This window comes from Hydrogenophaga sp. (assembly GCF_030651625.1).
GTDB lineage: Bacteria > Pseudomonadota > Gammaproteobacteria > Burkholderiales > Burkholderiaceae_C > Hydrogenophaga.
In genome coordinates this window covers 243,847-257,147 of record NZ_JAUSCF010000024.1, presented here as the reverse complement: position 1 = coordinate 257,147, position 13,301 = coordinate 243,847, and the positions used below count along the sequence as shown (strand labels likewise).

Here is a 13,301-nt window from a genome sequence, read left to right as displayed (position 1 = left end):
GGTCAATCTCCTGAAAGAGGGGCGTCATTGGCCGGTGCGTCGCGCCCGGGCAGACCAAAATAGTTGGCCCAGGCCCACTCCAGGGCCTCGGGTGTGAGGCGTGGGGGGCTCTGGCGGTAACGGGCAAGGTCGGCGATCTTGCTGATCACGTCGAAGGGAATGCACGGCAAGTAGGGCTGACCATGGCGGGGGTGCAGGTTGTCAACCAGGTGCTGCACACCGGGCCGTTCTTCGGGCACCCCGGTGCGCTGGCAGGCCTGGGCCACCACCCGGCGGTAGGCGCTGGCGTCCAGCGGCTCGATCTCGATCTTGTAGCCCAGGCGGCGCGCAAAGGCCGGGTCCACCAGGCTGTCGGGCGGCAGGTTGCTGGAGAAGATCACCCGCACATCGAAGGGCACGGAAAACTTGGTGCCGGTGCTGAGCGCCAGATAGTCGACATGGCGATCGAGCGGCACGATCCAGCGGTTCATGAGCTCGGTGGGGCTGATGCGCTGGCGGCCCAGGTCGTCGACCACGAAGATGCCGTTGTTGGCCTTGAGCTGGGGTGGCGCGATGTGCATGCGGGTATGGGGGTCGTAGGCCAGGTCCAGCGTGTCCAGCGTGAGCTCGCCGCCGGCAATCACCACCGGGCGATCACAGCGCACCCAGCGGCCGTCGGCCGAGAGATCGCGCAGCAGGCTGCGGCCCATGCCCGCCCCAGCCTGCGCGGGCCGGTGCACGATGGGGTCGAACACCTGGATGACCTCGCCATCCACGTAAATGGCGTGGGGTACCCAGACATGTCCTTCGATGGTGCGCACCAGGTGCTCGGCCAGAAAGGTCTTGCCGGTGCCGCTGGCGCCGTGCAGGTAGATGGCCTTGCCCGAATTCATGGCGCTGCCCAGGCTGGGCAGCAGGGCCGGCGGCAGCACCATGTCGCCGAGCACCTGGGCCAGGCGCTGGGCGCGCACCGGTTGCAGCTGGCTGTTCTGTTCGTGCACCTGGGCCACGTAATCGTCCAGAGGCACCGGGGCCGGGCCCAGGTAGTGGCATTTGTCAAACGCCATGCGCGCGCGGCGCTGGCCGGCGTCGGTCAGCACGTAGCTGATGTCGCCTTCCAGCGTGCCGCGGCGCGGTACCTCCACCAGGGCCTGGGTGCGCATGTGGATGAGCAGGCCGTCGACCACCTGCGCAGTCAGCCCGAGTTGCTGGGCCAGGGCATAGAGCTTGAGTTCGCCCTTGCGGCTGAGGTGGCGCAGCGCCAGATCGGTCAGGAAAGCGGCCGGCAGGCCAGCCACGTCGGGTCCGTCGCCAAACGGGTCGGTGGGCAGGGCCCGGAGCAGCAGCGAAGGCGAAGGCTGGGACATTTCGGTCATGGCAAGCTCGCTCACCCGAACGGGATGAAAGGGGCCCTGCCCGAGAGGGTCCAGGCGGCATACCCGGCCACACCGCCGGCCACGGCCACGGCGTAAGGCATGCGCCAGGCGGTCTGGGTGCGGGGGTCAAAAACGGGGCCGGTGGCGCCGGGGCGCAGCTGGCCCAGCAGGGCCAGCATGTTGTGGCGCACCAGCGCACCTCCCGGGAAGAGAAACATGCGGGCCAGGGCCAGCACACCCCCGGCCAGCAGCACGCACAGCGCCAGGTTGACGGTGGCGGCCGGGCCGGCAAAGGCGCCCACGGCGGCCAGCAGCTTCACATCGCCCGCGCCCAGGGCGCGCAGCAGGTACATGGGCAAAAAGAGCAGCAGACCGGTCAAGGCGCCGGCCAGCGAGAGCCACAGGCCCAGAGCGCCTGGCTCGGTGGTGAACAGACCCGTGCGGGCGTCAGACGCCGTGTGGGCCAGGTTCAGCAGCACGCCCGCCATGAGCGCGACCAGCACCAGGGTGTTGGGTATGCGCCGCTGCCGGGCGTCCGACCGGACCGCCAGGGCCAACAGCACGGCAAGCGCCAACAAGGCGGTGAACTGCCAGCCTTGCGGCGACAGGATTCCTGTCATGAGCAACCCCCTTGACTCATCAATGCGTTTTTTGGTGATTCACATCCATGACGCTGGACGGGCGGGTCGGGTGGTTGCGAAGCTGGCATGGTCGACCTGCATGCCAAGTCAATTGAGTTTCAGCCGCCTCCAATCGCCTGCAATACAGTACTGGTCCAAGTACCCCAAAGACCACCATTGCCAGTGCCAGCAACAGACACTGATCCAATAATCACCAAGGCAATTAGCGCGGCCAGAAGCGCGTACTCGATGCTTGTCACACCTTGCTGAGTTGATTTCGCTTTTCTGTGAGTCGGCATACATACCTTTCGATGAACCCTTGCAAACGAACTCGGAGAGTTGGTCAGTGCGCCACCTCCGAGTTCGGCTGACCAAGTTCACACACAAGTGGCGGGAGTTTCCAAGCAATCTGCTATCGCTTGAAACGTGGTTCCCAGTCCATCACCCACAGCCGCAACAGCGGCAATGATCACCACCGCAATCAGCGCCGCGATCAGCCCATATTCAATGGCGGTCACACCCTCTTCATCGCGAAGAAAACGACGGGTCACATTCAAAAATTTGTCCATGATTCAGCTCCAAGCAAAGTTCAGGTTGAAACCATCAGCCACCCCCCATGGGCAACCAATGAATGCATGAGCCCCATTCATCGCCTTCGAAATGTGTACCAAAGTGGTGCATTCAGGGCAATATTTGCAACTCATGGATTCATTCTGATACTCGGCTAAAACTTTGCAAGGGATTCCCAGTGTTCTGTTACACCTTGACCGGCCGTTTGGCCTTTTTTTAACGTTTTGTGTGTGATATCGCACAGACATATCCGTTCGAGTCATAAATAAAACCGGTCATCCGATCTTGGGGTAACACTTTGTTAGCGCTGTCTCGTGGGCACAGTGCCGTTGTGTACCAGTTCGGCCATGATGAAGAATGCCCCGTTGTAGTGCGGTACGCGACTCGGTGAGAAGTTGGGGGAGTGCCAGCCCGCTGTCGCGCAGGAACAGGCTCGGTATCCGGTGCGCCGCCCAATGGCTGGCGGAGCTGCCGCGGGCGATGGGTTCGCCGCTTTCAGGCCCTTGATTAACCGACTGGCCGGCCCGGCGCCACCCGAGCCGGTTGGGTCGGAAGTCGTGAACGCCTTCCACCGCCACGCGCAGCGGCTTCCAGCTTCAGCTTTCCAGGATTGCTTGCCGCAGGGCTTCAACAGCTGAAGGCATGCGGTCGTCGGGAAGGTTCGAAAAACCCAGCATCAGAGCGGGCGGGAATGCCCCCTCGATCACAAAGTCCGACTGCGGGCGCGGCAACAAATTGCGACCCCACGCGTTCTCTGCGACCCGCCGATCGTCGAGCACTTTGGGCAACCAGCCGATCATGTGCAGGCCGGCGTTGAGCTCCTCGATGTTCACCAGGTCTCCCAATCCGTGCTCCAGCACCGCCCGCCCCCGCTGCGGGGAAGGCAGACCGTCGGGCAGGCTCAACTGCTGGCCCCGGCCGGACACGGGCCAGACGCGTACCCACCCAGCGTGGCCCAGGTCAGCATCACGCCCACCAGCGCGCCACTGGCCATGCCCACCACCATGGGCAGCGGTTTGCCACTGGCAAACAGGCTCACAACGGCCATGGCAAGGGCGCCGCCCAGCATCTGCAGCGTACCCATCAAAGCCGACGCCGTACCGGCGATGGCGCCATGCTTTTCCAGTGCAAGCACCGACGTGGTGGGGATGACCAGGCCCATGAACCCGCTGGCAACGAAGTACAGGGCAATCAGCACCCACAGTTCATCGCCACCCGCCAGGTAGTAGGCCAGCAGCAGGCACATCACCACGCCTGACGCACTGGCCGCCGCCTTCACCACATTCACCAACCCGAAGCGGCGGCCCAGCAACGCGGTGCACTGCGCGGCGCCAAAGAAGGCGGCCGCGTTGACCGAAAACGCCAGGCTGTACTGCGTGGGTGTGAGCCCGTAGTGGTTGATCATCACGAACGGCGAACCGGCGAGGTAGACAAAGAAGCCGGCCAGGGCCGTGCTGGCAATGCCCACCAGACCCAGAAAATGCCAGTCGCGCAGCAGCACACCGTAAGAGCGCAGTGCGCTGCTCAGACTGCTCTCCAGGCGCTGGGCGGGCAGGCGGGTTTCTTTCAGCGCGCCGAACACCAGCGCCAGGCCTGCCACGGACGCCAGTGCCACCGCCCAGAACACGCCGCGCCACCCGGTGAGCGCGATTACACCACTGCCGACCAGGGGCGCCAGAATGGGGGACACGCTGAAGACGAGCATGAGCAACGACATGAGGCGCGCAGCCTCGGTACCTGTGTGCAGATCGCGCACCACGGCACGCGGGATGGCCATGCCGGCGGCCGCGCCCAGACCTTGCAGGAAGCGGAGCACCACCAAGGTCTGCACGTCGGTGGCCAGGGCACAGCCTACGCTGGCCAGGGCAAACAGGCCCAGGCCGAAGTACAGCGGCGGCTTGCGGCCCACCATGTCGGAAATGGGGCCGTAGAGCAACTGGCCGGCACCCAGCGACAGAAAGAAGGCGGTGAGCGTCCATTGCACGGCACCCACCTCGGCCCCCAGGCTGCTGCCAATGGCAGGCAGCGCGGGCAGGTACATGTCGATGGCGAAGGGGCCGATGGCCGAGAGCAGCCCCAGAATGAGTGCGATTTTGAGGAACGAAAACGATTGCATAGCCGGCTATTGTCGCCGCACCGCGTAGGTGAAAACCCGGGTATGGCCGATGGACTCATGCCCATCAGGGCACCGGGCATGCCTTGCGCAAAGGAGCAGGAACTGTGGGCAAAGCACTCCAGCTCTCACCGTCAATCAAACAGACCCCTATCCAGCGCGCCTTCGATCATCAGCATGCGCAGCTTCGTGCGCGCCCCACCGCTGGCTGAAAACCCGCCGGGTTTGTTGCCTGCTGCCAGCACACGGTGACAGGGCACCACCGGCGCAAACGGGTTGTGGCCCATCGCCTGCCCCACCGCACGGGCCAAGCCTGGGTCACCCAACGCCTGGGCCACCTCGCTATAGGTGCGCGTTTGCCCTGGCGGTATGGAGCGCACGCAGTCGTAAACCTGTCGCTGGAACGGGGTGAGGCGGGCCATGTCGAGCGTGATCTCGCGCAGATCGCTGCGCGAACGCCCTTCCAGCACGGCCTGCACGCCTTCGATAGCCGCTTGCAAGGCGGCCGGTGGTGCCGCCTCTGCCATACATGGCAGGCCCTTCAGCAGACGCAGGCGGGTGCCTGGTGCATCAGCCTCCGGCAATTGCACCGCCATCACGCCGTGCGGGCCCCAGGCAATGCCACACACGCCAATGGCGGTGTTGAACAGCGCATGGCCGCATTCTTCCATGAGTGGCATATGGACCCTTGGCCGCCGCCCATCAACTCTCGAGGATCGCGCATTTCAAAGCTTCAACCGCAGACGGCATTCGCTCGTCAGAAATGTTCGAGAAACCGAGCATCAGCGCCGGTGGAAACTGTCCTTCGACAACAAAGTCTGCCAGTGGGCGTGGCAGCAGGCCGCGCCGCCATGCGTTCTCCGCCACGCGCTGGTCGTTCAAGTGCGGGGGCAGCCAGCCGATCAGGTGCAGGCCTGCGTTGAGCACCTCGATGTCGGCAAGGCCGGACAGCGCGTCACGAAGGTATCGGTGCAGAGCATCCTGGCGCCGCCGGTAGTAGGTTCTCATGCTGCGTACATGGGACTCAAACGCGCCGGACTCGATCAGGCGTGCAATGGTGAGCTGGGTTGACAAGTTGGGAGGGCGACCGATCAGGTCGATCAGCCGGGAAACAATGTCCACGTACCGGGTGGGCACCACCAGATAGCCCACGCCGAGCGAAGGCAGCAGCGTCTTGCTGAAGGTGCCGAAGTAGATCACCCGGCCGTCCGGGTCCAGGCTTTGCAGCGACGGTGCGGGCGTGCCGCCGAAGCGGTATTCGCCGTCGTAGTCGTCTTCCAGAATGAGGGCGTCGCGCTCCCGCGCCCAGCTCAGCAGTTCCAGCCGCCGACTCAGGCTCATGGTGTGGCCGAGTGGCGCCTGCCGGGCTGGCGTGACATAGGCAAACCGCGCGCCATCGTCCTTTCTGCGGCCCTCAGCCACCACCATGCCTTCGCTATCCACCGGCACGGCGGTGGTTCGCAGGCGAAACAGCGCGAACGATTTTCTGGCGCCCGGATAGCCGGGGTTTTCCGTCCATGCGCCGTCGCCCGGGTTGGACAGCCCCAGCAGCACCAGGTGCAGCGCCTGGTGGGTGCCGTTGATGATGAACACCTGGGACGGATCGCAGATCACGCCCCGGCTGGCACCGAGGTAGGCGGCCACCTGCTGGCGCAGTTCTGTTGCGCCTTCGGCCGGGCAGCGCGCGGCGCCCGACCGGATCAGCCCGAGCGAAATGCGGCGCTGAATGCGCACGTAGAGCTGCGCCGGAAAGGTGGCGATGGAGGGAATACCGGGGTTGAAGGGCTGCGCCAGAACGCCACGTTCTGGTCGTACCGGCTTGGTCTGGGCCATCCGCTCGGACAGGCGGTCCCCGGGTGGCACTGTCACGCCGGGAACCGCGCCGCGCTGGGCGAGCCCCCCCAGCTCTGCGGGCAGCACCTCCGGGATGAAGGTGCCCGATTTCTCGCGCCCTTGCAGATACCCCTCCGACTTGAGCTGCTCATAAGCCTGCGCCACCGTGGTGCGCGACACGCCCAGCTCATCGGCCAGGTTGCGCGTGGCCGGCATGCGCGTACCCGGCTTGAGCTGACCGGACAACACCACCTTGCGCAGCTCCTGAAACAGCTGCCGGCTGATGGGCGCGCGGCTGCCCTTGGTCAGGCTCAGCCCCGGCAACAGGGCCCCCGAAGACGGTCTGGACATGGTGGTCCTTTCGGTTCGTGCGAATTCTGGCCTTGAAGGATATTTCATTCTGGCCGTTTTCAACCAGCCAAATCCCTTCCAAGATGCGCCCATGCCCGCCCGCCTCAGGCCAGCGGCCCACCCCGAACCGGACCTGGCGAACAGAGCCCCATGAACGACATCACCATCGCACAGGCACTGACCAAGGTCTTCGCCACGCCCGCCCCGGCTTACCTTCCCTTCAAGGCCGGGGTGAAGTGGCCCAGCCGCGCCCTGCCCGCGGGTACTTGCGACTGTCATTTCCACATCTTCGAGCCGACGCCACAGGGCACTCCCGCCTACCCGTTTGCCGAGCCGCGCAGCTACACACCAACCCCTGCCAGCCTGGGCGACTACCGCACGATGATCAACGCGCTGGGGATCGAGCGCGCGGTGCTGGTGCACCCCAGCGTGTACGGCAGCGACCACAGCAGCTTCGAACACTGGCTCACGGTGTGCGGCAGCTGGATGCGCGGCGTGGCTGTGGCCAAGCCGGACACGCCGCTGGCCGACATTGAGCGCTGGCACCGGCTGGGCGCGCGCGGCACGCGCTGCAACGCCTTGTTCGACGGCGGCGTTCCCGAGGACGCCATACCGCGCATCGTGGACCGGGTACGCGCTTTCGGCTGGCACCTGCAGGTGCTCATGAACGTGAACCGTGACCCCCGGCAGGTGATCGACCTGGCTGCGTTGGGGGTGCCCCTGGTGGTGGACCACTGCGGCCATGTGCCGGCCAGCGAGGCGCTGGACAGCCCCGGCTTCAACAACCTGCTGGCCCTGGTGCGCGAAGGCCGCGCGTGGGTCAAGCTTTCCGGGCTGTACCGGCTCACGCCGCAGCGCACGCGCTTCAGCGACGCCGAACCGCTGGTGGAGGCCCTGATGCGCGCCAACATGGCCCAACTGGTATGGGGCAGCGACTGGCCACACCCGGCCATTGCACCGCCCATGGTCGACGACGGCGATCTGGTTCAAACCCTGCTGGACGCCTGCAGCGATGAAGAGTTGCAGCAGATTCTGGTCGACAACCCCACGCGGCTGTACTGGTCCGACTGACCGGCGCATCCATTCCTTCAACCACCCCCTTTCACCATTTTTTTCGCCCGCTATTTCGCCCACAACAGGAGACAACCATGAACCACAGAAACAAGCTACGCACCCTCATCGCCCTGGCCGCCAGCGCCTGCCTGACCTTGGGCGCCAGCGTGCATGCGCAGTCGCCCACCGTGATCAAGCTCGGCTGGACCACCTCAGACGGCGCGCAGGACCCCTACGCGGTGGGCGCGCGCGCCTTCAAGGCGGCGGTGGAAAAAGAAACGGCGGGTCGCGTCGAGGTACAGCTGTTCCCCAACCGCGCACTGGGCGACGAGCGGCAGATGCTGGAAGGCATGCGCTTTGGCACGGTGGACGCGGGCATCATCACCAACGCCGTGATCGCCCAGCTGGAGCCCGCCTTCAGCGTCAACGACCTGCCGTTCCTGTACGCCACCGAGGCACAGGCGCACAAGACGCTCGACGGCGAGATTGGCAAGGACCTGGGTGGCAAGCTCGCCGGCAAGGGCATTGTTCTGCTGGGCTTCATGGAAGGGGGCTTTCGCAACATGATCAACAACAAGCGGCCGGTCAGCACCCCGGCCGACGTGCAGGGCGTGAAATACCGCGTGATGCAGAACCCGGTGTTCATCGACATGTTCACCAGCCTGGGCGGCTCTGCCGTGCCCATGGCCTGGGGCGAGACCTTCACCGCCGTGCAGCAGGGCACCATCGATGGTCTGGAAATCCCGCTGGCGGTGATCGATTCCAACAAGTATTTTGAGGTAACCAAATTCCTCTCGCTCACCAACCACACCTACTCCGCCATTGGCCTCGTCATGAGCAAGCGCTCACTGGACAAGCTGCCCGCCGACCTGCGCAAAGCGGTTGAAACGGCAGCCACCGCTGCTGTAGCGACCCAGCGCCAGACCGCAGCGGCGGATGCGAAGACCACGCTGGCCAAGTTGGAAAGCAACGGCATGAAGATCAACCCGGTACAGGACGTGGCCGCCTTCCGGGCCAGCGTGAAGCCGGTGTACGACAAGTTCCGCCAGAGCGGCCAGGGCGCGGTGCTGGACAAGGCCCTCGAAGCGGTCAAGTGACAAGTGAAGTGACCGGCAGCGTTCAGGACACCCCCGCTACAGCGCCGCAAGACGCGTTGTGGCGGGGCCTGCGCACGGCGTTCACGCACCTCGCGAGCGCCGTGCGCGCCGTGGTGGTGGCGCTGGTGGCCGTGATGCTGAGCGCCCTGGCGCTGCAGGTGGTCATGCGCTACGTGTTCGGCCAGGCGCTGAGCTGGAGCGAGGAGCTGGCGCTGCTGTGCTTCAGCTGGTCCGCGCTGCTGGCCATTGCGCTGGGCGTGCGCGACGCCGTGCACGTGAGGCTGGACCTGCTGGTGGCCGCGCTTCCGGGCGCACTGGCCCACTGGCTGGACAAGGCGTCGGCGCTGGCGGTGGCGGGCGTGGGCGGATTCATCGCCTGGGCCGGTCAGAACTACGTGGTGGACTCTTTTGGTGCCACCTCGGCCGCCATTGGCTACCCCACGGCGTGGCTGTACGCCTGTGCGCCTGTCAGCGGCGCGCTGATCTGCCTGTTTGCACTGGAGCACGTGGTGCTCGGACCACCTTCCCAGGCCACCCGCGCCGCCCCAGCCACCCCGCACAAGAACGCCTGATGTCGACCACCGCCTGGATTCTCACGGCCGGTTTCACAGCCCTCGTGCTGATGGGCATGCCGTTCGCCTTTGCGATTGCGCTGAGCGTGATCGTGGTGCTGCTGGTGGTCGGTATCGAGCCCATGCTGCTGCCGCAGACGCTGATTGCCGGCACGCAGAGCTTCAGCCTGCTGGCCATTCCGTTTTTCATGCTCGCGGGCGAACTGATGCTGGCGGGCGGCCTGTCGCAGCGGCTGGTGCGGGTGGCAGAGGTGTTCGTGCGCCATCTGCCCGGCGGCCTGGGCCTGGTGGTCGTTCTGGCCGCGCTGGTGTTCGCAGCGGTCAGCGGTTCGGCCCCGGCCACCACGGCCGCCATCGGCGCCGTGATGATCCCGGCCATGGCCGAGCGCGGCTACGACCGCGCCTACGCCACCGCCCTGGTGGTGAGCGCTGGCGTGTTGGCGCCGCTGGTGCCGCCCTCGATCGCTTTTGTGATCTGGGGCGTGATTGCCGAACAATCGATCAGCAAGCTGTTTCTCTCTGGCGTGGTGCCGGCGCTGCTGATGGCCACCGGCATGGTGGTGCTCATCGTATTCAAGGCGCTGCGCGAACGGCGCGAACGCGAGCCCCGGGCCAGCTGGCGCGAGCGCTTGGCGGCCCTGCGCGAAGGCATCTGGGCACTGCTGGCGCCCGCAGTGGTGCTGGGCGGCATCTACGGCGGCGCCTTCACGCCCACCGAAGCCGCCGTGGTGGTCTGCGTGTACGCGCTGGTGGTGGGGCTGCTGATCGAGCGGCGCCTGCAATGGCGAGAGCTGCCCGCCATCGTGGCGCGCGCCATGTCGATCAGCGGCGTGGTGATGGCGGTGGTGGCGGTGTCTGCCGGCTTCGGCTTTCTGGTGGCGCAGGAACAGCTGGCCACCAAACTGGCCGTCTGGCTGGCCACGCAGTTCGAGAACCGCTGGAGCATGCTGATGGCCCTGAACCTGGGCTTCTTTGCCATGGCGGCGGTGATGGACGAGATCGCCATCATGGTCATCCTGGGGCCGATGCTCATTGGCATTGCCAACCAGTTCGGTGTGGACCCGATCCACTTCGGCGCCATGATCGTGACCAACGTGGCCATCGGCATGGCCACACCGCCGATTGGCTACTGCCTGTTCGTGGGCATGGCCATTGGCGGCGTGAAGCTGTGGCCGCTGTCGCGCGCCATGCTGCCCTTCATCGCCATGATGCTGGTGGTGCTGCTGCTGGTGACCTACGTGCCGCAGGTGGCATTGCTGCTCATCCGTTGAGGGCGGCCTCGGGCGCGGCCGCCCTCAGGCCCCGCGCAACTGCGCCCGCAGCGCCACGCCAATCTCCGGCCGCTCCAGGAACGGGTCGGCCGGGTTTTCCTGGTTCACGATATTTTCCATTCGGGCGCGCACATTGCCCAGCGCCTTGGGGTGGCTGTAGATGTAGAAGTGGTCGGCCTTCATCGCGTCAAACACCAGTTGCGCCACTTGCGCGGCCGTGACCTTGCCCGAACTCACCGCCTTGTCGCTCATGGCCTGGCCGATCAGCTGGCTCTGTGTGGCTTTCTCGTCGGCCAGCTCCGCCGGCTTGTTCCGGTGGCTCTGGCTGATGCCGGTGGGTACGAAGTACGGGCACAGCACGCTGGCGCTGACCTGGTCGCTCACCAGCTTCAGGTCCTGGTACAGCGTTTCGGTGAGGCTCACCACCGCGTGCTTGCTCACGTTGTAGATGCCCATGTTCGGCGGCGTGAGCAGGCCGGCCATGCTCGCGGTGTTGACGATGTGGCCCCGGTAGGCCGGGTCGGCTTTGGCGGCCGCAAGCATCATGGGCGTGAACAAGCGCACCCCGTGAATGACACCCCACAGGTTCACGCCCAGCACCCACTCCCAGTCCTTGACCGAGTTTTCCCAGATCAGCCCGCCCGAGCCGACGCCGGCGTTGTTGAACACGAAATGCGGTGCGCCGAAGGTTGTCTGCACGTCAGCAGCCAGCGCTTCCATCTGTGCCTGGCTGGACACGTCCACCCGGCGCGCCAGCACCTGAGCGCCGGTGGCCTTGATTTCGGTTTCGGCGGCGTCCAGCGCGTCCTGCTGCACGTCGACCAGCACCAGGTTCATGCCCAGCGATGCACCGATGCGCGCGCATTCGAGGCCGAAGCCGGAGCCCGCGCCGGTGAGCACGGCGGTCTTGCCTTTGAAGTCTTGAATCATGTTTGTCTCCTGTCGTTAAAAGTCATTACCTGAGTGGGGTGCGCAAGTGTGTTGACCAGCACACACCGCAGAACCGGCTCTGCCGGGCTGCTGGTGTGGTCCCCCTGGGGGGAAGGCGCGAAGCGACGCAGGGGGGATTCACAGCCTGATCATCTCGATGTGGTCGATACCGTCCTCGATGTAGAGCGGGCCGTCGGGCTCGAAGCCGTGTTGCCGGTAAAAGGTTTGCAGGTGCGCCTGTGCGCCGATGCGGATGGGCTGCTCGCCCAACAGGCCGTGCACGGCCCGCAGTGCTTCGCGCATGAGCTCATGGCCGATGCCGGTGCCGCGTGCGGCTTTTGCCGTGACCACGCGGCCAATGCTCACCTCGGGAAACTTCAGTCCAGGAGGCACCAGACGGGCGTAGCCCAGCAATGCGCCTGAATGGGCTTCACCCAGCAGGTGAAAGCAGTCCAGGTCGGCGCCATCCATGTCCTGGAACACGCAGCTCTGCTCCATCACGAACACCTCGGTGCGCAGCTGGAGCAGACGGTACAGCGTGCGGGCATGCAGGGCATCAAAAGGCAGGCAGCGCCAGGCCACGGGAACGGGGGGGCTCAATCGCGCACTTCCCTCAGGACAAAGCCGATGCGCGGAAAGTGCACATGCAGGCGGCCGGCGCGTTCGTCGGTGCGCTCCAGCGTGTAGCGGGTGCGCGTGGCGGCACGCAAGATGCCTTCGGTGGGTTCCTGACCGAAGGCTTCAGCGGCAACGGTGACACGGCTGCCCAGGGCGATGCCGTGGTCGTCCTGGAAGGTATCTTCGGGCAGCGGTGCGGGGTCGACAGCGCCGGCGATTTCGATGGCCTGGGTGCTGCTGAGCTTGCCCATGTCACCGTGGCCGATCGCTGCCATGCGGTCCATCCATTCGATGACCGCCGGCGTGGCGTCAAGAATACCCGCCATGGCTGGGTTCACCACACGGCTGAACCACAGCGGGTGGTAGGCCGCGAAGTCGGCCACGCAGGGCATTTCGCCCAGCAGGAAGGGCTGGTCTTCCACCATGGTGGACAGGCGGCGCAGGTAGCTCTTGTAGGCAGCGGTGGCGTCGCTGGGGCGCAGGCTGGTCATGCCGGCGCGCATGGCACCGCGGTCGGCGGCGAACGCCTGTGCGCTGGCCAGCGGCTGGTCGGCGAACAGCGCGGCCGCGCCCTTGGGGCTGAGGTTGTAGCCCATGGCGGCCCAGAACAGCGTGCTGTCTGCCCACTGGGCCAGCACGCGGGCCATGCCCTTGAGCCGGTCCGGGTACAGGGTGGGTTCAGGCTGGTGATGTTCGAGCACGTCGCAGATGAGCGCGGTGTCGCAAAAGATGTCAGCACCCACCTGCAAAAACGGCGTGCGCCGGTAGCCGCCCGTGAGGGCCAGCACATCCGGCTTGGGCATGATGCGCGGGATGATCACGCTTTGCCAGGGCAGCCGCTTGTGGCCGAAGATCAGGCGCACTTTCTCCGAGAACGGCGAGGTGGGATAGTGGTGCAGGATGAGGTCGGACATGGCT

General features: G+C 65.7%; 15 protein-coding genes. 4 read left to right on the top strand and 11 right to left on the bottom strand.

What is annotated here, in order from left to right:
- Positions 1-2: 2 nt before the first annotated feature.
- The 8 genes from Q7V46_RS12190 to Q7V46_RS12155 all read right to left on the bottom strand — a co-directional run bounded on the left by Q7V46_RS12190 (position 3) and on the right by Q7V46_RS12155 (position 6,842).
- Complete coding sequence (locus Q7V46_RS12190; protein ID WP_304913812.1) at positions 3-1,355, bottom strand: ATP-binding protein; 1,353 nt, start codon at positions 1,353-1,355, stop codon at positions 3-5.
- Between the two features lie 11 nt (positions 1,356-1,366).
- Positions 1,367-1,975: a prepilin peptidase gene (locus Q7V46_RS12185; RefSeq protein ID WP_304913811.1), complete on the bottom strand. Its 609-nt coding sequence runs from the start codon at positions 1,973-1,975 to the stop codon at positions 1,367-1,369.
- A 119-nt stretch (positions 1,976-2,094) separates the two neighbouring features.
- Positions 2,095-2,274, bottom strand: a complete 180-nt coding sequence (locus Q7V46_RS12180; RefSeq protein WP_304913810.1) for a Flp family type IVb pilin — start codon at positions 2,272-2,274, stop codon at positions 2,095-2,097.
- 78 nt (positions 2,275-2,352) lie between these two features.
- Entirely contained in the window at positions 2,353-2,544 is a 192-nt protein-coding gene (locus Q7V46_RS12175; protein ID WP_304913809.1) for a Flp family type IVb pilin, read from the bottom strand.
- A 597-nt stretch (positions 2,545-3,141) separates the two neighbouring features.
- Positions 3,142-3,450: a hypothetical protein gene (locus Q7V46_RS12170; RefSeq protein WP_304913808.1), complete on the bottom strand. Its 309-nt coding sequence runs from the start codon at positions 3,448-3,450 to the stop codon at positions 3,142-3,144.
- Entirely contained in the window at positions 3,447-4,661 is a 1,215-nt protein-coding gene (locus tag Q7V46_RS12165) for a multidrug effflux MFS transporter (RefSeq protein ID WP_304913807.1), read from the bottom strand. The genes Q7V46_RS12170 and Q7V46_RS12165 overlap by 4 nt, the downstream gene beginning before the upstream one ends.
- A gap of 131 nt (positions 4,662-4,792) precedes the next feature.
- Positions 4,793-5,329 carry a methylated-DNA--[protein]-cysteine S-methyltransferase gene (locus Q7V46_RS12160; protein WP_304913903.1) on the bottom strand — a complete coding sequence of 179 codons (537 nt, stop codon included), beginning with the start codon at positions 5,327-5,329 and terminating at the stop codon, positions 4,793-4,795.
- 31 nt (positions 5,330-5,360) lie between these two features.
- Complete coding sequence (locus tag Q7V46_RS12155) at positions 5,361-6,842, bottom strand: PLP-dependent aminotransferase family protein (protein WP_304913806.1); 1,482 nt, start codon at positions 6,840-6,842, stop codon at positions 5,361-5,363.
- Between the two features lie 150 nt (positions 6,843-6,992).
- Here Q7V46_RS12155 and Q7V46_RS12150 point away from each other — a divergent pair, with 150 nt between their 5' ends.
- From Q7V46_RS12150 to Q7V46_RS12135, 4 genes are all read left to right on the top strand, one after another.
- Positions 6,993-7,913, top strand: coding sequence for an amidohydrolase family protein (locus Q7V46_RS12150; RefSeq protein ID WP_304913805.1), 921 nt, complete (start codon positions 6,993-6,995; stop codon positions 7,911-7,913).
- 77 nt (positions 7,914-7,990) lie between these two features.
- A complete protein-coding gene (locus Q7V46_RS12145; RefSeq protein ID WP_304913804.1) occupies positions 7,991-8,992 on the top strand; it encodes a TRAP transporter substrate-binding protein in 1,002 nt (333 codons plus the stop codon).
- Positions 8,989-9,564 (top strand): TRAP transporter small permease, encoded by a 576-nt coding sequence (locus Q7V46_RS12140; protein ID WP_304913803.1) that lies wholly within the window; start codon positions 8,989-8,991, stop codon positions 9,562-9,564. The genes Q7V46_RS12145 and Q7V46_RS12140 overlap by 4 nt, the downstream gene beginning before the upstream one ends.
- Positions 9,564-10,835 (top strand): TRAP transporter large permease, encoded by a 1,272-nt coding sequence (locus tag Q7V46_RS12135; RefSeq protein WP_304913802.1) that lies wholly within the window; start codon positions 9,564-9,566, stop codon positions 10,833-10,835. Before Q7V46_RS12140 ends, Q7V46_RS12135 begins: the two co-directional genes overlap by 1 nt.
- A gap of 24 nt (positions 10,836-10,859) precedes the next feature.
- On the opposite strand, the gene Q7V46_RS12130 is transcribed toward Q7V46_RS12135, so the two are convergent.
- From Q7V46_RS12130 to Q7V46_RS12120, 3 genes are all read right to left on the bottom strand, one after another.
- Positions 10,860-11,765, bottom strand: coding sequence for an SDR family oxidoreductase (locus Q7V46_RS12130; RefSeq protein ID WP_304913801.1), 906 nt, complete (start codon positions 11,763-11,765; stop codon positions 10,860-10,862).
- Positions 11,766-11,903: 138 nt separating this feature from the next.
- Entirely contained in the window at positions 11,904-12,365 is a 462-nt protein-coding gene (locus Q7V46_RS12125) for a GNAT family N-acetyltransferase (protein WP_304913800.1), read from the bottom strand.
- On the bottom strand, positions 12,362-13,297 hold the full coding sequence (locus tag Q7V46_RS12120) for a glutathione S-transferase family protein (protein ID WP_304913799.1): 936 nt from the start codon (positions 13,295-13,297) through the stop codon (positions 12,362-12,364). Before Q7V46_RS12120 ends, Q7V46_RS12125 begins: the two co-directional genes overlap by 4 nt.
- Positions 13,298-13,301 lie beyond the last annotated feature (4 nt).

Excerpts from the sequence above, each read along its gene's own strand:
- Q7V46_RS12190 (WP_304913812.1), bottom strand. The coding sequence starts at position 1,355 with ATGACCGAAATGTCCCAGCCTTCGCCTTCGCTGCTGCTCCGGGCCCTG.
- Q7V46_RS12185 (WP_304913811.1), bottom strand. The coding sequence starts at position 1,975 with ATGACAGGAATCCTGTCGCCGCAAGGCTGGCAGTTCACCGCCTTGTTG.
- Q7V46_RS12180 (WP_304913810.1), bottom strand. The coding sequence starts at position 2,274 with ATGCCGACTCACAGAAAAGCGAAATCAACTCAGCAAGGTGTGACAAGC.
- Q7V46_RS12175 (WP_304913809.1), bottom strand. The coding sequence starts at position 2,544 with ATGGACAAATTTTTGAATGTGACCCGTCGTTTTCTTCGCGATGAAGAG.
- Q7V46_RS12165 (WP_304913807.1), bottom strand. The coding sequence starts at position 4,661 with ATGCAATCGTTTTCGTTCCTCAAAATCGCACTCATTCTGGGGCTGCTC.
- Q7V46_RS12160 (WP_304913903.1), bottom strand. The coding sequence starts at position 5,329 with ATGGAAGAATGCGGCCATGCGCTGTTCAACACCGCCATTGGCGTGTGT.
- Q7V46_RS12155 (WP_304913806.1), bottom strand. The coding sequence starts at position 6,842 with ATGTCCAGACCGTCTTCGGGGGCCCTGTTGCCGGGGCTGAGCCTGACC.
- Q7V46_RS12150 (WP_304913805.1), top strand. The coding sequence starts at position 6,993 with ATGAACGACATCACCATCGCACAGGCACTGACCAAGGTCTTCGCCACG.
- Q7V46_RS12145 (WP_304913804.1), top strand. The coding sequence starts at position 7,991 with ATGAACCACAGAAACAAGCTACGCACCCTCATCGCCCTGGCCGCCAGC.
- Q7V46_RS12135 (WP_304913802.1), top strand. The coding sequence starts at position 9,564 with ATGTCGACCACCGCCTGGATTCTCACGGCCGGTTTCACAGCCCTCGTG.
- Q7V46_RS12130 (WP_304913801.1), bottom strand. The coding sequence starts at position 11,765 with ATGATTCAAGACTTCAAAGGCAAGACCGCCGTGCTCACCGGCGCGGGC.
- Q7V46_RS12120 (WP_304913799.1), bottom strand. The coding sequence starts at position 13,297 with ATGTCCGACCTCATCCTGCACCACTATCCCACCTCGCCGTTCTCGGAG.